At 61.4% G+C, this 21,759-nt stretch carries 17 protein-coding genes and 1 pseudogene; 12 read left to right on the top strand and 6 right to left on the bottom strand.

Features of this window, described 5'->3' with window-relative positions:
• Positions 1 to 5: 5 nt before the first annotated feature.
• The 3 genes from C8J47_RS01120 to katG all read left to right on the top strand — a co-directional run bounded on the left by C8J47_RS01120 (position 6) and on the right by katG (position 5,222).
• Positions 6 to 1,109, top strand: coding sequence for a phosphatidylinositol-specific phospholipase C1-like protein (locus C8J47_RS01120; RefSeq protein WP_259467289.1), 1,104 nt, complete (start codon positions 6 to 8; stop codon positions 1,107 to 1,109).
• A complete protein-coding gene (locus C8J47_RS01115) occupies positions 1,109 to 2,635 on the top strand; it encodes a CehA/McbA family metallohydrolase (protein ID WP_147454259.1) in 1,527 nt (508 codons plus the stop codon). Before C8J47_RS01120 ends, C8J47_RS01115 begins: the two co-directional genes overlap by 1 nt.
• Positions 2,636 to 2,996: 361 nt before the next feature.
• Entirely contained in the window at positions 2,997 to 5,222 is a 2,226-nt protein-coding gene (gene katG, locus C8J47_RS01110) for a catalase/peroxidase HPI (RefSeq protein WP_121884109.1), read from the top strand.
• A gap of 797 nt (positions 5,223 to 6,019) precedes the next feature.
• On the opposite strand, the gene C8J47_RS19765 is transcribed toward katG, so the two are convergent.
• Positions 6,020 to 6,313 carry an Arm DNA-binding domain-containing protein gene (locus C8J47_RS19765; protein ID WP_404969246.1) on the bottom strand — a complete coding sequence of 98 codons (294 nt, stop codon included), beginning with the start codon at positions 6,311 to 6,313 and terminating at the stop codon, positions 6,020 to 6,022.
• Between the two features lie 399 nt (positions 6,314 to 6,712).
• Between C8J47_RS19765 and C8J47_RS01100 the strand changes: the two genes are divergently transcribed.
• Both C8J47_RS01100 and C8J47_RS18800 read left to right on the top strand, forming a co-directional pair.
• Positions 6,713 to 7,456 (top strand): hypothetical protein, encoded by a 744-nt coding sequence (locus tag C8J47_RS01100; RefSeq protein WP_147454258.1) that lies wholly within the window; start codon positions 6,713 to 6,715, stop codon positions 7,454 to 7,456.
• Positions 7,457 to 7,884: 428 nt separating this feature from the next.
• Entirely contained in the window at positions 7,885 to 8,496 is a 612-nt protein-coding gene (locus C8J47_RS18800; RefSeq protein ID WP_147454257.1) for a hypothetical protein, read from the top strand.
• A 295-nt stretch (positions 8,497 to 8,791) separates the two neighbouring features.
• On the opposite strand, the gene rtcA is transcribed toward C8J47_RS18800, so the two are convergent.
• On the bottom strand, positions 8,792 to 9,805 hold the full coding sequence (gene rtcA, locus C8J47_RS01095) for an RNA 3'-terminal phosphate cyclase (protein ID WP_121884107.1): 1,014 nt from the start codon (positions 9,803 to 9,805) through the stop codon (positions 8,792 to 8,794).
• A 32-nt stretch (positions 9,806 to 9,837) separates the two neighbouring features.
• The gene (locus C8J47_RS01090) at positions 9,838 to 11,061 is read right to left on the bottom strand and encodes an RtcB family protein (RefSeq protein WP_121884106.1); all 1,224 of its coding nucleotides are present in this window, start codon (positions 11,059 to 11,061) and stop codon (positions 9,838 to 9,840) included.
• Between the two features lie 264 nt (positions 11,062 to 11,325).
• Here C8J47_RS01090 and rtcR point away from each other — a divergent pair, with 264 nt between their 5' ends.
• Positions 11,326 to 12,918, top strand: a complete 1,593-nt coding sequence (gene rtcR / locus C8J47_RS01085) for an RNA repair transcriptional activator RtcR (RefSeq protein WP_121884105.1) — start codon at positions 11,326 to 11,328, stop codon at positions 12,916 to 12,918.
• A gap of 349 nt (positions 12,919 to 13,267) precedes the next feature.
• Here rtcR and C8J47_RS01080 read toward each other — a convergent pair whose 3' ends face one another.
• Positions 13,268 to 14,089 (bottom strand): helix-turn-helix domain-containing protein, encoded by an 822-nt coding sequence (locus C8J47_RS01080; protein ID WP_121884104.1) that lies wholly within the window; start codon positions 14,087 to 14,089, stop codon positions 13,268 to 13,270.
• Between the two features lie 62 nt (positions 14,090 to 14,151).
• Here C8J47_RS01080 and C8J47_RS01075 point away from each other — a divergent pair, with 62 nt between their 5' ends.
• From C8J47_RS01075 to C8J47_RS01050, 6 genes are all read left to right on the top strand, one after another.
• Entirely contained in the window at positions 14,152 to 14,679 is a 528-nt protein-coding gene (locus C8J47_RS01075) for a hypothetical protein (protein ID WP_259467288.1), read from the top strand.
• A gap of 25 nt (positions 14,680 to 14,704) precedes the next feature.
• Positions 14,705 to 15,109: a hypothetical protein gene (locus C8J47_RS01070; protein WP_121884103.1), complete on the top strand. Its 405-nt coding sequence runs from the start codon at positions 14,705 to 14,707 to the stop codon at positions 15,107 to 15,109.
• Between the two features lie 667 nt (positions 15,110 to 15,776).
• A complete protein-coding gene (locus C8J47_RS01065) occupies positions 15,777 to 17,213 on the top strand; it encodes an efflux transporter outer membrane subunit (protein WP_121884678.1) in 1,437 nt (478 codons plus the stop codon).
• A complete protein-coding gene (locus C8J47_RS01060) occupies positions 17,206 to 18,363 on the top strand; it encodes an HlyD family efflux transporter periplasmic adaptor subunit (RefSeq protein WP_259467287.1) in 1,158 nt (385 codons plus the stop codon). The genes C8J47_RS01065 and C8J47_RS01060 overlap by 8 nt, the downstream gene beginning before the upstream one ends.
• 2 nt (positions 18,364 to 18,365) lie before the next feature.
• Positions 18,366 to 19,892 (top strand): DHA2 family efflux MFS transporter permease subunit, encoded by a 1,527-nt coding sequence (locus C8J47_RS01055; protein WP_121884677.1) that lies wholly within the window; start codon positions 18,366 to 18,368, stop codon positions 19,890 to 19,892.
• Between the two features lie 196 nt (positions 19,893 to 20,088).
• Positions 20,089 to 20,667, top strand: coding sequence for a TetR/AcrR family transcriptional regulator (locus C8J47_RS01050; RefSeq protein ID WP_220683327.1), 579 nt, complete (start codon positions 20,089 to 20,091; stop codon positions 20,665 to 20,667).
• A 43-nt stretch (positions 20,668 to 20,710) separates the two neighbouring features.
• On the opposite strand, the pseudogene C8J47_RS01045 reads toward C8J47_RS01050, so the two are convergent.
• Positions 20,711 to 20,914, bottom strand: a pseudogene (locus C8J47_RS01045) (Tn3 family transposase); the annotation flags it as partial.
• Between the two features lie 257 nt (positions 20,915 to 21,171).
• On the bottom strand, positions 21,172 to 21,708 hold the full coding sequence (locus C8J47_RS01040; RefSeq protein WP_121884099.1) for a nuclear transport factor 2 family protein: 537 nt from the start codon (positions 21,706 to 21,708) through the stop codon (positions 21,172 to 21,174).
• Between the last annotated feature and the right edge of the window lie 51 nt (positions 21,709 to 21,759).

Here is a 21,759-nt window from a genome sequence, read left to right as displayed (position 1 = left end):
GGCGATTGGCAGCCGCAGCGTTTCTGACGATCGCTGCGGCTGGTTCGGCGGCGGCGCGACACGGCGACCGGGTCGAGGGACTGCCGGCGACGCTGCGGCTCGATCAGGTGCAGCTGCTCGGCTCGCACAACAGCTACAAGCGGTACCCTTCGGCCGACGAAGAGGCGCGGATCCGCACGCTGGCGCCGCAATATTGGGACGAGCTCGACTATGGCCACCCGCCGCTGGAGGCGCAGTTCGCGATCGGCATCCGTCAGATCGAGATCGACGTCGCGCCCGATCCGCAAGGCGGCCTGTACGCCACGCCCTATCAGATGGCGGCGCCTGCGACGCGCAAGGCGATGACGGCACCGGGCGCGAAGGTGCTGCACTTTCCGCAGATCGATACCGAAAGCCATTGTCTCGTCTTTCGCGAGTGCCTGGCGATCCTGCGGCGCTGGTCCGACCGGCACCCCGACCACCTGCCCGTCACGGTGCTGGTCAACGCCAGCGACTTCCCGCCGATCGCCGGGTCGTGGCTGCACGATGCGAAATTCGAGGCCGGCGATCTCGATGCGCTCGATACCGATATCCGCACCGTCATGGGCGAGGATCGGCTGATCGTGCCCGACCGCGTGCGCGGCGATCGTCCGACGCTGGCGGAGGCGGTGCGCGCACACGCCTGGCCGACGCTGGCCGCCGCGAAAGGGCGGTTCGTGTTCGTTCTCGATGGCGACGAGCGGCATTATGCGCTCTACCGCGCGGGCCACCCGTCGCTGCGGGGGCGGGCGATGTTCGGCTATTATGACGAGCAATCGCCCGAAGCCGCCGTGTTCAACATCCAGGACCCGCGCGGCGAGGGCGCGCATATCGCTCGCCTCGTCCGCGCTGGCTATCTGGTGCGCACCCGCGCCGATGCGGACACGAAGGAAGCGCGCGCCGACGATCCGACCCGGCTCACCGCGGCGATCGCCTCGGGCGCGCAGTTCGTCAGCAGCGACTATTACGAGGGCGTGCCCAACCCGCATGGCTATGCCTATCGCGCGAGCCTGCCCGGCGATGTCCTGCACTGCTGCAATCCGGTCGCCGCGCGTTGCGAGGCGCTACCGTCGAAGCGGGCGGACCGGTGATGCGGTTAGGGCTTATCGCGGCGGCGTTCATCGTCGCGCCGCTTCCGGTCTGTGCGCAGACGACCGCGACCGCATCGTCGCAGGACGTCGTGATAAGCGGCGTGATGCGGGACAGCGACCGCGGCAGCTACCGCGAACTGCCGTTCGACGTGCCCGCAGGCGTCACCAGATTGACGATCGACGTCCAGGGCGCGGATCACAAGGACGGCACGTATCTGGTGCTCGGCGTCTACGATCCGACGCGGGAGCGCGGCTGGGGCGGCGCGATCAAGCCGCACATCGTCATCGCCGAGACCTTCGCCTCCACCTCCTATCTGCCGGGTCCGCTACCGGCGGGCCGCTGGCGCCTGAGCGTCGCGGTCGCGTCGATCCGGCCCGGTGCCGTGTCGCCCTACACGGTGACCGTGCATTTCGACCGTGGCGCGGCGGCGCAGGCAGTCACGACGACGGCGCTGAAGACCGGTCCGGGCTGGTATCGCGGCGACTTCCACACGCATACCGGTCAAAGCGACGCGCTCTGCCGGAGCGAGCCGAGTCGTAATCCAGTGCCCTGCCCGGTCTATTTCACGCTGAAGGCCGCGCGCGATCATCAGCTCGATTTCGTAACGGTGACCGATCACAACGTCCGTTCGCAGGTCGCCGAGCTCGCCAATCTCGCCCCGTTCTTCGATAGTCTGCTCGTGATTCCCGGCCGTGAGATGACGACGCAATACGGGCATTTCAACCTGCTCGGCATCACCGATTTCGTCGAATACCGGCTCGGCGCGGTCGGTGCGCCCAACATCAACGCGATGTTCGACGGCGCACGCGGGACCGGCGCGATCATCTCGATCAACCACCCGGAGATTCCGACGAACGAGAACTGCCTCGGGTGCGGATGGTCGGCGCCGGATACGGATTACACGCGGGTCGGCGCGATCGAGGTGGCCAATGGCGGCATCGCGGCGGATCACGGCGGCGCATTCGACGATGGCGCGGGCTCGGGAACGGCCTGGTGGGAAAAGCTGCTCGATCGTGGCTACCACCTGACCGGTATCGGCGGCAGCGACAATCACGATGCGATCGACGGTCGTGCGGGCAGCTCCCCAGTCGGCGCGCAGTCCCCTGTCGGCACTCCCACTACCGTGGTCTACGCTTCGGAGCTTTCGCAGGCCGGCATCCTCGCAGGCGTCCGGTCGGGGCGGGTGTTCATCGATCTCGAAGGCGCACATCCCGGACGCGTGCTCGATCTGACGGCAAGCGCGGGCGCGCGCGCCTCCGCCGTGATGGGCGGCACGTTACGCCGCCGTCCGGGACAGGCGATCCGCGGTACGGTCCGCGTTGCCGGGGCAGCTGGTGATGTCGTCGATCTCATCGTCGACGGCAGACATATTCCCGAGGGGCGACGCCAGTATATCGTTGGCTCATACGCGAGGATTACCTTCGCCATCCCCGCAAGAGAAAAGGTTCAGTGGCTCCGCGCCGACGTACGCACGCCCGAAGGACGACGGGTTCTCATCGGCAACCCGATTTATGTGGTTCGGTAGCGCATTGGAACGACCAAGTGCGAACCCGCCCCGCGAGCGGCCAAGAGCCTGTCGACGAGTCCCCTTTATATCCGCTGCCGGTACGTGGGCGCGGGTTGAGATGCTGTAGTGACCGGTGTCCGCTATCACTCGGCCAACGTGACCGAGACGATCTCCCACGTCGAGCGTGCGTGTTTCGCGCTGTAACTCGGCGCTCTGAACGCGCGTCATGGCGGCGATACACACCGGGACGGCTTGCTCGACAACCACCTGTGATCGACTGGTATGATCGATCCTTCCCGAATAATCGATTGGACAAATGTCCGTCAAATCCTGCATCTTCAGTGCAAGCACGGAATACTCATCGAGAGAGGACGCCAAGATGGCCGATTACGAACAGCCCAAGAGCAGCGGTTGCCCCATGGGCCCCAACGGTGGCGGCGAGGTCAAGGCTCGCTCGCTGCTCGGCCGTACGAACAAGGATTGGTGGCCCGATGCGCTGCCGATCGACATGCTGCACCAGCACGGCGTCTCGCCCGACCCGATGGGCGAAGAGTTCGACTATGCCGAGTCGTTCCAGCAGCTCGACTATGCCGCGCTCAAGGCGGACCTGACCGCGCTGATGACCGACAGCAAGGCTTGGTGGCCTGCCGATTACGGTCACTACGGCCCGTTCATGATCCGCATGGCATGGCACGCCGCTGGCACCTACCGCGTGACCGATGGTCGCGGCGGGTCGTCGTCGGGCCAGCAGCGTTTCGAGCCGCTCAACTCGTGGCCGGACAACGGCAACCTCGACAAGGCACGTCGCCTGTTGTGGCCGCTCAAGCAGAAGTACGGCAAGAACATCAGCTGGGCCGATCTGTTCATCCTAGCCGGCAACGTCGCGATCGAGAGCATGGGCGGACCGATCTTCGGCTTCGCCGGTGGCCGCAAGGACGTGTTCGCCTCCGAGGGCGACACGTTCTGGGGCGCCGAGGAGCTGTGGGTCAACGAGGGTGCGCAGACGCGCATCAGCGAGGACATGCCCGAGCTCGAAGGCCCGCTCGCCGCGATCCAGATGGGTCTCATCTACGTCAATCCGGAAGGTCCGGGCGGTGACCCGAACCCGCTCCTGTCGGCGCGCGACATGAAGGCGACGTTCCAGCGGATGGCGATGAACTCCGAGGAAACCGTTGCGCTGACCGCTGGCGGCCATGCGTTCGGCAAGGCGCACGGCGCCAAGCCAGCGCCGCACTTCAAGGCACCGTCTTCCGAATCCGTGCATATGCAGGGCCTCGGCTGGCTGACCGACAGTGAGGAGATCGGCCAGGGCCATATCACGACCTCAGGCGTCGAGGGCGCATGGTCGAACAACCCGACCAAGTGGACCGGCGACTACCTGCGCCTGCTGTTCAAGTACGAGTACGAGCTGACCGAGAGCCCGGCTGGCGCGAAGCAGTGGCAGCCGGTCAACCCCGAGCACGAGGACATGGCACCCGACGCACGCGATCCCAACAAGCGCGTGCCGACGATGATGACCACCGCCGACATGGCGCTGAAGATGGACCCCGAGTTCCGCGAGATCGCACTTCGCTTCCGCGATGATCAGTCGGCACTGGACGACGCGTTCGCACGCGCCTGGTTCAAGCTGACGCACCGCGACATGGGTCCCCGCGTCCGCTACCTCGGGCCTGAGGTTCCGGAAGAGACGCTGATCTGGCAGGATCCGGTTCCCGAGGGCACCGCGCCGTCGGACGCCGATGTCGCTGCGTTCAAGGACGCCGTGCTGTCGAGCGGTCTGACGATCGGCGAGCTGGTCAAGACCGCCTGGGCGTCGGCATCGAGCTATCGCCGGTCGGACCACCGCGGTGGTGCGAACGGCGCGCGCATCGCACTCGCGCCGCAGAAGGACTGGCCGGTCAACGAGCCCGAGCAGTTGAGCAAGGTCCTGGCCAAGCTCAACGAGCTGCGCCGCGACATGTCGCTGGCCGACGCGATCGTGCTGGCCGGTTCGGCAGCGGTCGAGAAGGCGGCGCGCGATGCCGGTCACGACGTGTCGGTGCCGTTCCTCGGCGGACGCGGCGATGCGACGCAGGAGTGGACCGATGTCGAGAGCTTCGTGTGGATGGAGCCGCAGGCTGACGGCTTCCGCAACTACCTGAAGACGCGTCACCCGGTGAAGACCGAGGAGCTGTTGCTCGACAAGGCGTCGCTGCTCGGCCTGTCCGCGCCGGAGATGACCGTGCTGGTCGGTGGCCTGCGTGTACTAGGCGCGAACTTCGGCGATGCGCCGGAGGGCGTCCTCACCACGCGGCCGGGCCAGCTGACCAACGACTTCTTCGTCAACCTGCTCGACAACGACACGTTCTGGGATCTGGTCGACACGTCGAGCGACGAGAAGTTCATCGGCTACGATCGTGGTGGTCGCGAGAAGAAGTGGCAGGCGACTCGTACCGACCTGATCTTCGGCTCGAACTCGCAACTGCGCGCTACCGCCGAAGTCTATGCCGAGAACGGTCACGAACAGAAGTTCGTGCGCGACTTCGTCAAGGCATGGGTCAAGGTCATGAACGCCGACCGGTTCGACGTCACGGCCAAGCCTGTATCGTCCAACCAGGCGACGTAAGCTACTTTAGCGGGTGGATAGGCCGTGGTACTTCGGGAAAGGTTCCGGAAGACCACGACTTATCCGCCACTGACCAGATTTATAATAGATAAGTTCCGATCATTACTCTGTCTGTACTTTCCACCGGGCGGCTCACTATAGCCTCGGCTTACCGCCACATTGATAACTACGCTGAGTTCTGAGCAATACCAAACAGGACTATACGACCTGTAAGGAGGTCGCGGCGGGAAGATTTAGATGACCTTTAACCGGTCGTTCGCGCAAACGGCTCTAGCAGCCAAGGTGAGCGCGATCGCGGGCGGGGCTGCACCAGCCCTGATGGCGAGACCCCGATCAGCCCTTCCTCATCGATCGGCGATCCGCACCGCGCTGTTATAGCTCAATACGCTAGAACCGGATGTTACGATCCTGTTCCTCGATAAGATGCATCTCGCTGACAAAGGCGAAGCTCCAGCATTTTGCCAAGCGTGCGGCCAATCGCTCACCCAGACAAAGGCGTACCTGCTGACCGACGGGATCGCCGACTATAAAATCGAGTGGGGCAGCACGCACGCCTCCGCCGACACGATTGCGAGCCGCCTTGCTTAGGTCGTTGCATTCTCAATGCAGAGCAGGCCTTAAGCGCCTAACGACCGCTTAGCCATGGCTCGACATGCGCGATGGCATGCGCGTCAATTTTCGTTCACGCGTGACGCGCCTAGTCCAAGCAGCAGCCTATCGAATGGCGTAACGATAAAGGTGAAATCACCATTTCGCATTCTCGGCGCGAGCCGCGACCGAGGCTTCAATCGCGCAACTTATCGCGGCACGGAACCACGCGGCCAATGCCGAGCTGCTACCTCGGGAGCGGTGGTCGCCGGGCGCCCCGACGATCGATCTGAAGCCCCAGGGAAGAACGCAAAACGAGAAGCACAGTGCACTCGTGCCCGTTCTACCAACCCGAGTGAGAGCTTCCGCTCGATACCACAGCATCTGTAGCGAAAGCGCCAGAGCAGTGCGCCGGATGGCTGCACCAGCAGATACAGCCTATCGACATCAGCAACTTTATAAAGACGCTCTGCCGGTTTCAGCGCCCGATTCTGCACAACCATAAGCATGGGGCACGCCTCCTGCACCGTTCGTGGCCCCATGATTAGTGGCCCCTTTCAGGTGGGCCACGGCGGAACAAAGTGAGATTTCGTGGGAACACTGATGAGCAGTTTACCGCAGATTTCTGCGGTTTTCCAGAGATGTTCTCTATATGGACTGGTGCCGCTTACAGGACTCGAACCTGTGACCCCCGCATTACGAACGAAGCCGTTAGCCCGGACTTCTAACGTTCTTGCTCGGGAAACTCTAGAGCCCCGCACCTTCTAGCCCGCAGAAATCCGTTATCCAAAACGGGCTGCACCGGAAACGCACCGGAGGCGAGACCATCGACATCGAGCCCCGCAATCCCGCCCTAGCGCCGGCCGATTGCCTGCCATCGACTTCCTTCGGGAGCCGACACGATGTCGAATTCACTGCCCGCCGCCACTTCCCCCCGCGCTCCTTCCGGCACGAGCAACATTGCCCGCTCCTTTAGCGAAGTCACCACCGGCATCCGCGACCGCGCACGGTCAAACTCGCCAGTGCGCCGCAACAGCCACAATGCCGGTGGGTCCGAGGGGTCCCTCTGGCGCACGCACAACATGTTTCCGAAGACCGAACACAATGCGCGGATGCGCGCGGCCGAGGCGTTCGACCATGAGACCAAGCTACCGGGAAAGCGCAACGGTGCCCTGGGCGCGATCGGCCTCGAAGTGCTGCGCTGTCTGCTTCGCCTTCGCGGTCGTAAGGACGGCCGGCTCGATCCGACCTATCAGTGGATCGCGGACAAGATACACCGGTCGCGCAGCGCCGTCGGTGAGGCCCTCGATCGACTGAAGGCCTGTGGGTTCCTCGACTGGATCCGGCGCTGCGTACCGATCGAGAATGCCGAGCCTGACGAACAGCAGAGCGAGCAGATCGCTAACGCCTTCATCCTGCTACAGCCACCGACAGTGCGTGAGTGCGTTCGCCGCATGCTCCGTAAGCCCAGCGAGTTCGTACGCGCCGTTGCCGAGAAGCTTGCACGCCAGAAGAAGCTAGACACCGCAACCATCGACGACGTGATCGCCGAGGTCCAAAGTCCCGAGCTGCGCGCCATCCTCGCCCGCGTCCGCGTTTTCGTTGATAGTGCAAATCCGCCGAGCGGTCACACAGAGGCCCTGTAAGATATAAATATAGAAGGAACGCCTATGGCGTGCGCAGTTTGAGGCTCCACCAAGCCCCCGAGCCCCCGAACCCCACAGGTTCAACATCCAGCGACCGCGGGTGAGCGTGCCGGCTTGCGCCGTCCCGTGCATCCTGGAGGGGATGCGCAATTTCGGTGCCGAATTTCCAACAGATGCCCGTAAAGTTGTAAGGTGTTTTGTCGGTGTGAGGTTGACGGCGATTGGCACGATAGTATTTCGTTCAATTCAAACACTAAATCGATCGAACACGACCTGGGGGAATGATGGACTACCAAGGCTTACGATGCGTCCTCGGGATGCTAAAGCTTGCTGAGCTTGTGATTGACAACTCGTCCGTAACCCCTGTTTTCATAATACAGCGGATATCTCCTGAGAACGCGGGGGGCCTAGACCTACAAATCGCTGCAATGCTGAAAGAAAGCTTGGATGGTGCAGAGACTGAAATTAGAGAAAGGGCTATATCAGGGGAAATAGTTGAGCCACTATTGAGGGTTGTCGGTATACTCAAGAGGGCGTTTCGTCCGGAGTTTTTAGCTGAGCCCATTCCTATCACTGCCGATATGCTCCGGGTTTATGTAGGGTATATTTCCATGGCTCTGTTGGCGGTTGGCGCGCAACCAAAGGTGGAGCATATCCCTGAAGCAGATGATCTCGCATCAGAGATTGACAACTTTTCTGCTAGTATCGATTGGTCGGGGGTAGATCCTGCCGTAGTAGAAATACTGAAAAAAAAGATGGCGGCACTCGCCACTTTGCTTCGACATATTCCAGTCTTCGGAATGGAGGCCGCCCTCGAAACATATTGGAGTTTAGTTTTCAGCGTCAGTCGTGCAAAGGCAGATGCGGTTGCACCTAAAGAGGCTTCAAAAGCTGACGAACCCAAAAAATCTTTATTAGTGAAGTTAGGTGAATGGCTGAGTCGATTGACTCAAATTGACCAAGCTTTAGAGGCAGGAACTAAGTTAATCGAGCACGCTGGCGATGCGGCAAAACTTTTAGAGCATCTTCCATTTCCATAGTAAACGGAAACGATGCACCTACTGTAAACGCCAGTTCGTCGACTGCATGCAAAGCCTTATCAGGAGATCGCATGCGGGGTTTGACGCACCGGCTGGCAGGTTTCAAACCTGTTCACCCAACGCTCGAAAACTGCACCAGATCGCACCGTTGCGAGGACCTTGCAGCAGGCGAACCGGGCTAGGACCTAGGCCGTTTTTAGGTCGCTGATCAATCGCACCTTTTGCGCCTCGAAAAGACCGCGGGCGAGGTGGGGGGAAAAGCGTGTAAAATGGGGTAGTAGCTGCGTCTGGTCGCTTACCGCACCTCCACACGGTGAGTTCCCGAGGGCAGCTGCGCAAAACCGCAACGCCGACCAAGGAAGCGTTCGATAACCGCTGCGGCCGTGTAGCTGTGCTGGCTCGGTTTCACTGTCGTGAACGTGCCCCCGCCCGCCAAGGCAAACGGAAGAAGCAGTTGGTCGGCCAGATACGGACCGGCGAACGCGTCCGATGCGAGGTAACCGGTCATGCGACCCACCGCAGTCTGCGCTACCCTTTCCGCCGACACGCCGAGCTTGCCGAAACCGCTAACCACTTCGGTCACATGCTCGAAGGCGGCCTCCAGCAGAAGGATGTTGCCCGGCCCCTGGCTCTCGGGGAGCTCTCTGACGGTAAAAGCGTCGTCGGGCCATGCGAGCAGCTTGCGAGCGATCGCGACTTCGCGGTCGGCGACCCCCGGCGGGATCGCCGCGAACATTGCCAACGCCGAACGATCAACCAGCACGCCCCGGTCGACGCAGTCGATAGCACGGAGCGGAGCAGGCGTTATGTCGACTTCGATCCGACCGCCGCCACGCGGATAGAAGCCGGGCCTGACGAGCCGCACTGTGACGGTCGGGCCCATCCGATTTATGATGGGAAGGAAGCTTTTGGCGATGAAGTCGAAGGGCGGCGCGAGCATGTTATGTGTGCCGCCTTCGAGCACTAGTCGCGACGGCCGATCCGCGAGAACGAGCGGCATCAATACCGTCTGCAACACCAGACCGGTCGATCCCGCCGTCCCCACGGCAAAGTGATAGTCCCCGGCGGCGACCTGGCCGGGACGAAAAAGGATTTCGGACGATCCTACGGTCAGTCCCTCGCACGTCGCGCCACCGATGGTGCATGCAGCCTCAATTGCGGTAACGTGCTGACGCATCAGTCCCGGCTTCTCGCGTCCACCGCGGACCTTGGTGATCCGGAAGGGAGAGCGGGTGACCAGCGACAGCGCGCACGCATTGCGAACGACCTGCCCCCCGCCCTCGCCTTCTGAGCCGTCGATCTCGATCATTGTCGTTCTTTCTCGTTCGGACATGGTGTGCGTCAGCCTTTGACGCACACCACCTGCTTGAGCGTATGCACGATCTCGACGAGATCGGATTGCGCCGCCATCACGGCCTCGATCGGCTTGTAGGCGCGCGGGCTCTCGTCGATCACGCCCTGGTCCTTGCGGCAGGCGACACCCTCGGTCGCGGCGACGTGCTCCGCCAGCGTGACCTCGCGCTTCGCCTGGGTCCGGCTCATCACCCGCCCGGCGCCATGCGAACAGCTGTCGAAAGCCTCCTTGTTGCCAAGCCCGCGAACGATGAACGACTTGGCGCCCATCGATCCGGGAATGATCCCCATGACGCCGGTCGCAGCGCGCACCGCGCCCTTGCGGGTCACGAGCACGTTCTGGCCGAAATGGTTCTCCCGCCCAACATAGTTGTGATGGCAGTTGATCGCCTCCAGCTCCGCATCGAACGGCTTGGCGATGACGCCGCGCATCGCCCGGATCACGTTGGTCATCATCATCCGCCGGTTGAGCGCCGCATAGTCCTGCGCCCAGCCGACCGCCTCGACATAATCGTCGAAATGGTCGGTGCCCTCCGGGAAATAGGCGAGGTCTTCGTCGGGCAGGTTCAGGAACCACTTGCGCATGTCCTGCTTCGCCAGCTCGATGAAGAACGTACCGATCGCATTGCCGACGCCGCGCGAGCCCGAGTGAAGCATCACCCAAACCCGCTGTTCGGTATCCAGGCAGACTTCGATGAAGTGGTTGCCGGTGCCGAGCGTCCCGAGGTGGACCAGATTGTTGGCCTTGCCCAGCTTCGGATATTTGGCGACGATCTTCCCGAAACGCCCGGCAAGCGTCGCCCATGCCTCGACGATCGCGGCAGGCGGATCCCCCCACGATCCCGGATCGCGCTTGCCCATCTTGACGTCGCGGCCGACCGGCACCGCGCGTTCGATCGCGGCGCGAACTCCCTCCAGATTGTCGGGCAGGTCGCTGGCGGTCAGCGAGGTCCGCGCCGCCATCATGCCGCAGCCGATATCGACGCCGACCGCCGCGGGGATCACCGCGCCCTTGGTCGCAATGACCGAGCCAATGGTGGCGCCGATGCCGACATGCACGTCGGGCATAACGGCAACATGCTTGAAGACGAACGGCATCCGCGCAGCGCTGGCCAGCTGCGCTCGCGCCTTGTCGTCGACCGGAACGCCGCGCGTCCACATCTTGATCGGTACGCCGCCCTCGACGGCATGGAAGTCATAATTGGTCGTCATGGTCGCCTCCGGTACTCTGTCTTGTCGCGGATTGGGGTGGCTGACCTATTCCAGCCACCCCGGCCGCGGTGTCGGGCTGTTCGATACCATTCGACCCGACGCTCACAACTTTTGCAGATGGCGTGCCAAATGCTCCCGGGTTGATCACAAATCCTATAGCTCGTTGTTTTTAATCAATATTTACCCGCTCTCTCGCCTCCGCTTCAAAGTCTTGCAGTCGAGTAATCGATCGACAAGGATCATAGTTTATTCCACAGGATAACGATGAAGCCTTTGGTTGTTATCGGATTTCTCGGTTCGACGTTGGACGGCAGCAAGCCGGACGCGTCCCGTTGGAGCAAGTGGCGCCCCTCCGTCGGTATCGTGATGCAAGAGGATTTGCGGGTCGATCGCTTCGTGCTCCTGCATGGTACGCCGCACCGCCGCCTGGCGGAGTTTGTCGCCGAGGACATCCGGTCCGTGTCGCCCGAGACGCGGGTCGAGCCCTATTTGATCGACTTTGCCGACGCTTGGGACTTCGAGGAGGTTTACGGCAAGCTCCTCGATTTCGTTCGTGGATCGCCGTTCGATCCGGAGGCGGAGGACTATCTGGTCCACATCACTACCGGCACGCACGTGGCGCAGATCTGCCTTTTCCTCCTGACGGAGGCGCACTACCTCCCGGGCCGCCTACTCCAAACGCAGCCGCGGCGGGGAACGGCCGAGCCCGCTGGCACATGGAACGCGATCGACCTCGACCTTTCGCGTTACGACAGCATCGCCACCCGCTTCAGCGCCGCAAGCGCCGAGAGCACCTCGTTCCTGAAGTCGGGGATCGAGACGCGCAACCGCGCCTTTAACGCGATGATCGACGAAATCGAGCAGGTCGCCACCCGCTCGCGCGCGCCGGTCCTGCTGATGGGTCCGACCGGTGCAGGCAAGAGCCAGTTGGCTCGGCGCATCTACGACCTCAAGCGGCTGAAGCACCAAGTCAAGGGCGCGTTCGTCGAAGTGAACTGCGCCACGCTGAAGGGCGACAGCGCGATGTCGGCTCTATTCGGCCACAAGAAGGGGTCATTCACCGGGGCAACAGCCGATCGCGCCGGACTGTTGCGGACGGCCGATAAGGGGATGCTGTTTCTCGACGAGATCGGCGAGCTTGGCCTCGACGAGCAGGCCATGATCCTGCGCGCAATCGAGGACAAGCGCTTCTTGCCAGTGGGAGCAGACAGCGAGGCAGCATCCGATTTCCAACTATTGGCCGGCACCAACCGCGAACTGGGCCGGGCCGTAGCGGACGGGCGCTTTCGCGACGACCTATACGCGCGGCTCAACTTGTGGACGTTCGCCCTGCCCGGTCTCGCCGACCGCCACGAGGACATCGGCCCCAATCTGGATTACGAACTCGACCGCTTCGCCGAACGCGAAGGAACGCGGGTCACGTTCAACAAGGAAGCGCGCGACCGTTACCTGACGTTCGCCACCCATCCTGACGCGCGCTGGACCGGCAATTTCCGGGATCTTGCGTCAAGCGTGACCCGCATGGCGACGTTCAGTCCAAGTGGACGAATAGACGCCTCTTGCGTGGAGTCGGAGATCGCTAGGTTGAGACGGCTATGGTCGACCGGTACCGCCGTCGACGACGGGCTTGGCAGCCTTGTGCCGGCAGAGCGAATGGCCGAGCTCGATCTCTTCGACCGTGTTCAGTTGGCCCACGTGATCGACATCTGCCGCCGGAGCCGCTCGCTATCAGAGGCTGGGCGAATGTTATTCGCCGCGTCGCTGGCGAAGCGGAGCTCCTCCAATGACGCCGACCGGCTGAGAAAATACCTCCAGAGGTTCGATCTGACATGGCCAGCGTTAAACGACAACCACTAGACCGAAGATGCTGCGCTCATGACGTTCTCAGCGCCGATAACGAATGATCGCCTTTGTCGTGCTGTGAGTAATTCAGACCCATTTCCGGTCGTTCAGGCCGCCCTCCCCGCTCCCCAACTTATGCCATTCATTCATGTTTTGGATCGAGTTCGAAGGCCTAGCCGCTCCCGGTTGTAAACGGCGAGGTTTGGGACAAAGCCGTCGTTCGGGCAATCGGTGGTGAATGTCGGGTTTCGGATGAACTGGCCATTCGCGGGGCTCCGAGATCGGCTCGGCAACGAGCCAGCCTGAGCACGACGTCGAAAGGCTATGAGCTGTGCGGCGATCGTAGGTCAAACCCCAGCAGCGCCTATCGTTGACCATGATCGAGGGAGGCAGGCCGAAGTCGCTCGAGGAGATAGCGGCTTGGTGGCTTGCCAACCATCTTTCGAAACATGGTCACGAAGCTGCTGGCGCTTTCATAGCCTAGATCCATTGCGACGGCCTGGACCGTCTGACCGGCACTCAGATGTCGCAAGGCAAGAACGATATGCAGCTGTCGCCGCCAGCGGCCGAAACTCATGCCGACCTCTTCCGCCAACATACGGCTCAGACTGCGCTCGCTGAGCGCGATCCGCGAGGCCCACTGTGCGACGGTGGCATGATCAGCCGGTGCCGCGATCAACAGATCGGTGAGTTTCCTAAGACGCGGATCGCTGGGAATCGGGAGGCGGAGGTCCTCGACTGGGGCGGCAGCCAACTCATCGAGAATAACGGACACGATCCGGCCGTCGGGACCATCGACATGATAGCGCTCGGTCAGCTCGTTCGCCCGCATCAGCAAATGGCGCAGCAACGGCGATACGGTGATCGTGCAGCATTTGCTCGGTAGAGCCAGAGTTGCAGGAGGCTCGATGAAAAGGGATATGCATTCCACTTCGCCCGAGCCGAAAGCGGTATGGGGCAGCCCGCCGGGAATCCACACGGCGCATTGTGGTGGCACGATCCAGACGGCATCTTCCACCTCGCAATTGATGACGCCACGGACGGTCAAGAGCAGTTGCGCTTTCTGATGCTGGTGCCGCGACGATTGCTCAAGGGCATCGAGACTGGTGACGGTGTTGGCCGCGACAAGGGCCCGGGGAACCTGATCGACATAGGAAAGCCAGTCACTGCGGACATCGATATGCATCAAAGAGACTCGGCAATCTGAGGGTTCGGCCGGAACGAAACATATCATGGCCGGATTGCGCAATGACGTCATCCGTTATTCGCCATATGCCGTTCGAACGGACGAGAGAAGCGGCGATCACGATCGCGCGCCTCTTCGAGAAGGGCAGCATTCAGCGGCCCCACCAAATCCCTCCGGATGAGAATGTCGACGTGATCAGAAAGCAGCCAGTTGAACTCGCACTCGCGTGGCTCGTCCCAGCGGTCGGCGCTGCACTCTTCGTCACGATCCAATGCTTCTCCTACCTGAACGGCTATGTCGGTAGCGGCGGGACGATGAAGGCCATCACGTTCGGCCCCACGGCATTGTGGGCAGTATCCGTTTTCTACGGTGCCTGGGTCGTCCCTCCAGTGCTTGCGCTTGCCGGAAAGCGCGGAACCGACTGGGCGATGCTCGTCATCGGTGGTGTTGTTTCCGTCATGAGTACGCTTGGCGGCGTATCGGATGGCCTGCGCGACGGCGGCCATCTCGTTGCCTTGGAACTGCTCGCCGTCACGCTACCCGCCGCAGTCGCACTGGTCATGTCGTGGCGGCACATCCGCCTGAATTGAAATCATTACGGCAAGGAGAAGAAACATGCCTTTCGACAGTACGAAATTTCCGCTCGTCTGGATAAGTTATGACGAAGGCCCCGATCACGACCACGACGAGGACTTCGAAGCATTCGAGGCAAATCTTAAGCGCGGCACACCGTTCGTCATCCTGACCGACTCCGCTCCAAACGAGGAGCACGAACATAGTCAGGAAGAGAAGAAACGCACCTCGCTGTGGATGAAGAAACACAAGGCAGAACTTCGTTCGCTCGTGCTGGCAATGATCGTGATCGAACCCAGCGCTGTTAAGAGGTTGGCATTTAAACCCTTCGGCGTGGCCTTCGCCAAGTTCTGGGGCTATCCTTTGAAGCTGGTCTCGTCGCACGATGAGGCATCCCAGGTCGCTAAGAGACTGATTTCTGAGCGCGATGGGCCCGTATCAGCCTGAGCATCAACTTAATCAGTGACGCTCGCTTCGCTAAATTTTGATTTTATTGCTTGTTGTTGAAAGCAGATGATCGAACGTCGAGAAGTTGCCGCAAGCGATGAAATGGCGACGGATTTCCGGATTTTTTAGCCCTCAGGTGAGCTGCTCTTCTGTGTACGTCGATTTGTCCATTTGCAGATCCTTGCCCTAGTTTTTCACTAGGCCGGGAAACTCTTGCTGAAAACGGACGACGTCAAAAATTTTTCCGGTGCGTCTGCGCATCGGATGGGCTGATTAGTAAATACACGCATCAAAATATTCGCCGCAAAAAAATAAACGGGCACCAGTGTACGGATAGCTTGACGTTCGCCTATCGGAATGGCAGGACATAGCAGCCGGAAAGAGGTGGCGGGTTGGTATCCCCGCACTCGTAAGAGAGTCTCGATTGCCGCGGCGTCATTTTGTCACCCCTGGTAGCAAGTGGCGCTTGTGCGGGTTCCGCAGGATGCGTCGCACACCACGACGGAGAACCTGCCTTGCCTGATGCAAATGTAGAAGAGCGCGCCGGTTATGAGGCGCGGATCTGGTCGGCGCCATTACCCTTTGTGCCGTTAGGAGCCACGATGCTGGCCAAGCTTTTGGGGCTCCCCTTGCGTGGAACAAGACGGTGAGAGCGCCCGCACTCCTCATGGCCACCATCGCCATATGTCCTCTCGCGGGATGCGCCGCTCCCGATCTCGGTCCACGGCCGTCACCGATCACGTCAGCGCAGGTCCAACAGTCCACAATGCCAATCGAAAACGCTGTATGGCCCGCGGATCGGTGGTGGGAGGCGTTCGACGATCCGCAGCTCTCAGCGCTCATCACCGAAGGTCTGGACCGCGCTCCCGACCTCGCAGCCGCGTCCGCCCGCTTGCGAGCGGCAGATGCCGTGGCGCGCGAAGCTGGTGCAGCCTTCTTGCCGACGCTTGCAGCGCAGGGTTCGGCGGGGGTTGTCAAACAGAGCTACAACGCCGGTATCCCGCGCCAGTTTGTGCCCAAGGGTTGGAATGAAACTGGGACCGCCAACTTGCAGGCGGGCTTCGATATCGACCCATGGGGACGCAACCGTGCCACAGCACGGGCGGCCTTGTCCGAGGCGGAGGCGTCCGCAATCGAATTGGCGCAAGCTCGGCTCATTCTCGCTACGGGCATCGCTGATGCCTACGCAGAACTGATCCGGCTTTCAGCCGAGCGGGCGATCGCCATCGACGTGATCAAGGTGCGGAGCGATACGGAGCAACTGGTATCCGACCGGGTCAGCAACGGACTCGATACGCAAGCCGAACTCAAGCAGGCAGCGGGTGCTGTTCCCGCTGCGAAGGCGGAGCTTGGCGCGACCGACGAGGCGATCGCTCTGGTCAAGAACCAGTTGGCGGCACTAACCGGACAAGGTCCCGGCCGCGGAGAGGTAATCGTCGATCCCATCGCAAGAGGTGGACGCTACGGGCTACCCACTGGAGTCCGGACCGACCTGCTTGCCCGACGGCCAGACGTCCGAGCCGCAATGGCAAGGGTCGAGGCAGCCGCGGCACGCATAAAGGTGGCACGAACCGCCTTTTATCCCTCGCTCAACCTTACGGGCCTGATTGGCTTGCAGGCATTAGGCTTCGGCAACGTCTTCAAGGCAGGATCGACCTACGGCAACGTTGCGCCCGCCATCACACTTCCAATCTTTGACGGCGGAGTACTGCGCGCACGCTACCGTGGTTCGCGAGCGACTTACGATGCTGCAGTTGCCGATTACGACGGTGCCGTGATCCAGGCCTTTCGGCAGGTCGCGGATGTCGCCGTCAGCCGGACGGCTTTAACCGGACGCTTGCAAAATGCCCAGGCGGCCTTGCTCGCCTCGCAGCAGGCCTATGAGATTGCTCGGTTGAGGTATCGCGGCGGGCTCTCGACCTATCTCGACGTACTCGCCGCCCAAACGGCGGTTCTCCAAAACCGCCGCATCGCCGCCGATCTTACCACGCGCGCCTTCTCGCTCGATGTCGCGCTCGTTCGCGCGCTCGGAGGTGGGTTCGAGCCAGCTGCACCCCTTCCATCGGCTAATGCCGCTGCCCTCAAGGATGATATCCGTGGCTAACAACGATCATGACGCGCAGGACCATCACAAGAACGATCACTCTCACGAGGAGAAAACTACGAATCCGGCGCGCAAGAAGGCGTTCGTTGGTATCGCCGCTGTCGTGGTGATCGGCGCTGCCAGCTACGGCGGTTGGCATGTACTTGTGGGCGGGCAACAGGTCTCGACCGATAACGCTTACGTCGGTGCGGACACCGCGATGGTGACGCCAATGGTTGGTGGTCAGGTGAAGATGATCGCCGTGAACGATACGCAAATGGTTCGTCGTGGGCAGGTTCTTCTACGCCTGGATGACCGCGACAGCCGGATCGCATTGAGTTCCGCAGAGGCGGAACTGGCGAAAGCTCAGCGCGGGTTCCGGCAGACGAGTGCAACCGGGGGGGGCTTACGAGCGCAAGTAAACGCACGCGATGCGGAGATCACCCGTGCCCGCGCCCAGCTCACCTCCGCGCAGGCGGATGCCGTGCGGGCCAAAGTCGACTATGATCGCAGACGTACGCTGAGTGCCAGTGGTGCCGTTTCGGGCGACGAACTGACCGCCGCCAGCAATCGATTGGCGAATGCTCAAGCGGCAGTCACGCTAGCCCGCGCAGGGGTCGCGCAGGCGCAATCGACCCGGGCTGCAGCTCAGAACGACTATACAGCCAACATCGCTCTCACAAGCGGCGTGTCTACGGATCGATCACCAGACGTTTTAGCTGCACAAGCTAAGGTCGATCAGGCGCGCCTAGATGTCGAGCGAGCGATTCTACGGGCTCCGATCGACGGGATCGTCACCCGGCGAGCGGTCCAGGTAGGACAGCGTATCGCGCCTGGCGCGACGACGATGATGATCGTGCCAACGTCGCAAATGTACGTCGATGCCAATTTCAAGGAGGGGCAGCTCGCGCGTGTCAAGCCGGGTCAGAGCGTGATTCTCAAGTCGGACCTTTATGGTGGTGACGTCGAATACCATGGCCGCGTCGTCGGGTTCTCCGGGGGTACCGGATCGTCATTTGCCTTGATCCCTGCGCAGAACGCGACCGGCAACTGGATCAAGGTCGTCCAGCGTCTGCCCGTCCGCATTGCACTCGACCCACGCGAATTGGCGCAGCACCCTCTGCGGGTCGGCCTATCCATGGAGGCCGAGGTCAACCTCGGTGACGAGTGACGATGGCTGATGATGCCAGGGAGGGCCGCCTGGCGGGTGGCCAGCTCGCCCTTGCGGCGATAACACTCGCCCTTGCCAACTTCATGGTCGTGCTCGACACGACGATCGCCAACGTGTCGGTGCCGCATATTGCAGGCAGCCTCGGCATCTCGCCGTCGCAAGGTATCTGGATCATCACATCCTATGCCGTTGCCGAAGCGATCTGTGTTCCACTGACCGGATGGCTTGCGCAACGGTTCGGCGCGGTACGCACGTTCTTCTGGGCTATGGTCGGCTTCACAGCCTTCTCTGTCCTGTGCGGCATATCAAGCAGTCTTGGCATGCTAATCGTCGCTCGTATCGGACAGGGCCTCTGCGGCGGTCCTCTTATGCCGCTCAGTCAGACGCTGCTGCTGCGCATTTTCGGGCGCGAGAAGACAGGTGCAGCGATGGGCATCTGGTCGGTGACGACCGTCATCGGCCCGATCCTCGGGCCTATTCTCGGCGGCATCATTTCCGACAATGCCTCGTGGAATTGGATCTTCTTCATCAACGTGCCGGTCGGTCTTTTTGTTGTGTTCGGCGCAAAACGGTTCTTGTCGAGCATCGTTATGCCGACCCGTCGGCTGCGTCTTGACGTGGTGGGCTTGGCGTTACTCGTCGTGTGGGTCGGAGCCCTCCAGCTGATCCTCGACCTCGGGCGCGAACGCGATTGGTTCGATGACCGCGTTATCGTCATCCTGGCGATCGTCGCCGCGATCGGGTTCGCCATGTTCCTTGCGTGGGAGCTGACGGAGCGCGAACCGGTTGTCGACCTTCGCGTGTTCCGACACCGCGGCTTCACAGCTGCGGTCATTGCCCAGTCGGCCGGCTACGCGGCATTCTTCGCCGGCATTGTACTCGTGCCGCAATGGCTCCAGCAGAGCCTTGGCTACACAGCGACCTGGGCCGGCTATGCCACGGCCTTTATCGGTGTCGGCAGTCTCATCATGTCACCGATCGTCGCCAAGATGACCGAGACCAAGGATGCACGCCTGCTCGCCTGCATTGGCCTCCTGGGTCTCGGGTTTTCTGCCTATATGAGGGTTGGCTGGACGTCGGACGCTGACTTCTGGACGCTCTCGAACCCACAACTCGTGCAGGGGTTCTTTACGGCCTTTTTCTTCATCCCACTGGCGACACTGGCGTTGGGTTCGGTGAAAGTTGAGGAAACTGCGTCCGCTGCCGGTCTCATGAGCTTCTTGCGGACCGTTGCGGGCGCCTTCGGCGCATCGATTGGTGCGACGATGTGGAACAGCCAGGCGACGGTCGCTCGCAGCGAGATGGCGGGCAGATTAAATAGCCGGCCTGCACAGGAAGCGTTGGAGGCAACTGGCATGTCGCTCGATCAGGTCCGTAGTGCGATCGAGCGGATTGTTGACCAAGAAGCATTGGCCGTGTCGACCAACCATCTATTCCTGCTGTCAGCGATTGTTTTTGTATTTGCTGCCACCATTGTCTGGTTTGCGCCAAAGCCTACGGCTGCGCTACCTCCAGGAGCTGCGCATTAATTGACGGAACAATAGAGAGTTGTCATTTCTTGCGAAACATATCAGCGATGATCACGCCTCAACTAAGATCGTGATGACCCTCGACGAGGTGAAGGCGCAAGATAACAAGTGCACGTCGGCTGTCGCGAAATTTGCCAACGGAAAGGCATGGGCTGCCTGATGCGACAAAGCTTGGCGTCGAAAGCGCCGAGCTTTGTTGGATGTCATCTTCCTGCTACGCGGCGTTCCACAATTACCGAGGTTTGCAATGCGTAGGGATGCCGAAGCCAATCGTGAGAAGCTGATAGCCGCTGGCAAGCGGCTGATGCAGGACGAAGGCGGTGATGTCCCCGTTGAGCGCATCTGCCAGCTCGCCAAGGTAACTCGCGGGACCTTTTATCGACACTTCACCGACCGTGCAGCCCTGTACGAGGCGGTGCTCGAACACGAACTTCATGCCATCGTCGTTGTGCTGGCTGCCCCGGTTAGAGACCCGCTTCATTTTCTCCGACTCTTCGCCGAAATGATGATGCTTTATGATAAATATTTGGCGGCGCTACCTGATATGGCGGACTACCGGGACGATGGTGTCAGCGAGGCCAAGATCATCGGCGTTATCGAGTCCCCTTTACAGGCCGCGAAAACCGCGGGTCAGATCGCGCTTGATATCACTGCCGACGACGTGATGCTGGTATGCCGCATGGTAGCTAGTGACTGGCGGCTCGACCGTGTGGACGGGTGGCAAACAGCTCTTGATCGTCGTTTGTCGTTAATCATGCGTGGCATCGCCCCCTAACGGCGACGCTACATAAACGGGCACAGATATACGATAAAGGCAGTTAGTCCCGCGAGCGGAGCGCCCCACGCAGGGCGCGCAGTTTTCCATCGGGGATGTCGGCATCTGTCCAGAGACAGTCGCCGGTCAGGTTGATGTGTTGCCACCCCAGCGGCGAGAGATACTGGAGAAAGTGCGACGGCACAGGTCGGCCCTGCTGTTCGAGAAGACGCATCACGGCTTCGAGATAGGTCGTATTCCGCAGCACGGCCCCTGTGCATTATCCGAACACAGATTCACGGTAGGCCCGGCTTTCACACAAGCCCTGCCTTACGGCCAATGGATGAAAGAGGTTTGCGAAAGGCTCAGTGCCGCAGAAATGCGCCAGCGCCGTCAATACCCTCAAAGACGGTCATTTATGAAAAAAATGGCAAGGCGAAAGTTGGTTCGGTAACGGCCAGGATTGGGAGGATGGACCGGTCGGCTTACGGATAATCCGTCGCGCTGGCCGACATGTCGTGTAGATCAACCCAAAGGCAGTGCCGCAGCCTCCTCGATCCCTTTTCCTGCAACTGCCGCCATCGTGCTGGCAATCACCTCGGTGTCAGTAAACACGTGGATATGGGTGATCCTGCCTTTCGACATGCGGATGAGATGGACGCCGTCATTGACGTAAGGGTCGCCCGTCACCGATTTCGCACTACTTTGCCAGTGAACCGCCACGCGGGTGTTGAACGGCCCGCCCGAGACGATGACGTCCTGCACCTCGAACTTCAGGTCAGGGAGCAGCCGGTAGACGCGTTCTAGCCAGCGGACGAAGGCTGCCGGCCCCCGGCGCGCTCCGCCGATGGCACTGTTCCCGGCAAAGATTGCTCGACGTCGGGAGCCAGGTTTCCAACCTCGTTGGAGGGCAGGACGGTGCCGAGGCTGGCAAAGCTCTTGCGGACCTGATGGCGGATGAATGCGTGATACATTGCTACGTCTCCGGATCAAGATTGCATGACAGGCGCGCGACGATTGCCACGCAGCGCACGACCGATCCGGGCTTGTTGCCACATCCATACACCGCTTAGGGCCGCGAGGGGAAACACCCCGAACCGCGCGATATCCGTC

The sequence above is a fragment of the Sphingomonas sp. PP-F2F-G114-C0414 genome, from assembly GCF_003688595.1.
Lineage (GTDB): Bacteria > Pseudomonadota > Alphaproteobacteria > Sphingomonadales > Sphingomonadaceae > Sphingomonas.
Note: the sequence above shows the minus strand (reverse complement) of the source record. Positions and strands in the feature narration are given on the sequence as shown.

Bases quoted from the DNA above. Each gene is read 5' to 3' on its own strand.
- C8J47_RS01115 (WP_147454259.1), top strand. From the start codon at position 1,109: ATGCGGTTAGGGCTTATCGCGGCGGCGTTCATCGTCGCGCCGCTTCCG.
- C8J47_RS01075 (WP_259467288.1), top strand. From the start codon at position 14,152: ATGACGTCATCCGTTATTCGCCATATGCCGTTCGAACGGACGAGAGAA.
- rtcA (WP_121884107.1), bottom strand. From the start codon at position 9,805: ATGATCGAGATCGACGGCTCAGAAGGCGAGGGCGGGGGGCAGGTCGTT.
- C8J47_RS18800 (WP_147454257.1), top strand. From the start codon at position 7,885: ATGCTGAAAGAAAGCTTGGATGGTGCAGAGACTGAAATTAGAGAAAGG.
- C8J47_RS01055 (WP_121884677.1), top strand. From the start codon at position 18,366: ATGGCTGATGATGCCAGGGAGGGCCGCCTGGCGGGTGGCCAGCTCGCC.
- C8J47_RS01065 (WP_121884678.1), top strand. From the start codon at position 15,777: ATGGCCACCATCGCCATATGTCCTCTCGCGGGATGCGCCGCTCCCGAT.
- C8J47_RS01070 (WP_121884103.1), top strand. From the start codon at position 14,705: ATGCCTTTCGACAGTACGAAATTTCCGCTCGTCTGGATAAGTTATGAC.
- C8J47_RS01080 (WP_121884104.1), bottom strand. From the start codon at position 14,089: ATGCATATCGATGTCCGCAGTGACTGGCTTTCCTATGTCGATCAGGTT.
- C8J47_RS01100 (WP_147454258.1), top strand. From the start codon at position 6,713: ATGTCGAATTCACTGCCCGCCGCCACTTCCCCCCGCGCTCCTTCCGGC.
- C8J47_RS01040 (WP_121884099.1), bottom strand. From the start codon at position 21,708: ATGGATGTGGCAACAAGCCCGGATCGGTCGTGCGCTGCGTGGCAATCG.
- katG (WP_121884109.1), top strand. From the start codon at position 2,997: ATGGCCGATTACGAACAGCCCAAGAGCAGCGGTTGCCCCATGGGCCCC.
- C8J47_RS19765 (WP_404969246.1), bottom strand. From the start codon at position 6,313: ATGGTTGTGCAGAATCGGGCGCTGAAACCGGCAGAGCGTCTTTATAAA.
- C8J47_RS01090 (WP_121884106.1), bottom strand. From the start codon at position 11,061: ATGACGACCAATTATGACTTCCATGCCGTCGAGGGCGGCGTACCGATC.
- rtcR (WP_121884105.1), top strand. From the start codon at position 11,326: ATGAAGCCTTTGGTTGTTATCGGATTTCTCGGTTCGACGTTGGACGGC.